Genomic DNA, 468 nt, shown 5'->3' with positions numbered 1-468 from the left:
CCATTGGCGCCAGTTCTTCATCACTATTATTTTCTTCTGCACTCATAGCTTTTTCTTGATATTGTTGGACATGATTTAATTATAATTAATAAGTACTATTCAGACATATAAGCATAGGCCTGACATATTATAACTTTAGACCATTGGCATATTGCTTGATTTATTTCGAACTGGCAGAAATGTAAAATTAAACTTCGCTAAAAACAAGTTAGCACACTATTAAAATCATTATTTTTTCAGCTACCCGTTCAACTATCATTAGGAAATAGGCAGTATGACAATGAAAGAAAACACCTCCTCAACAGATAATACCAACCTTAAGCCAGAAACTATTTCTGATATAAAATCATACAAAGTAAGTGGTTTTGACTTGATAGTTACGACCTCTAATGGTAATACCACAACTTTAAAAGATGGCTTAACCAACCTGGTTTTGGGGAATGTTGAGTTACGTGATACCACGGGAAA

Annotated in this window: 1 protein-coding gene; it reads left to right on the top strand. The window is 33.3% G+C overall.

Annotated elements, in window-relative coordinates:
* Positions 1-280 precede the first annotated feature (280 nt).
* The coding region (locus F7Q90_RS25975; protein WP_170283821.1) for a hypothetical protein at positions 281-468 on the top strand (188 nt) is incomplete at its 3' end.

The sequence above is a fragment of the Pantoea stewartii subsp. stewartii genome (assembly GCF_008801695.1).
In the GTDB taxonomy this organism is placed as follows: Bacteria; Pseudomonadota; Gammaproteobacteria; order Enterobacterales; family Enterobacteriaceae; genus Pantoea; species Pantoea stewartii.
Note: the sequence above shows the minus strand (reverse complement) of the source record. Positions and strands in the feature narration are given on the sequence as shown.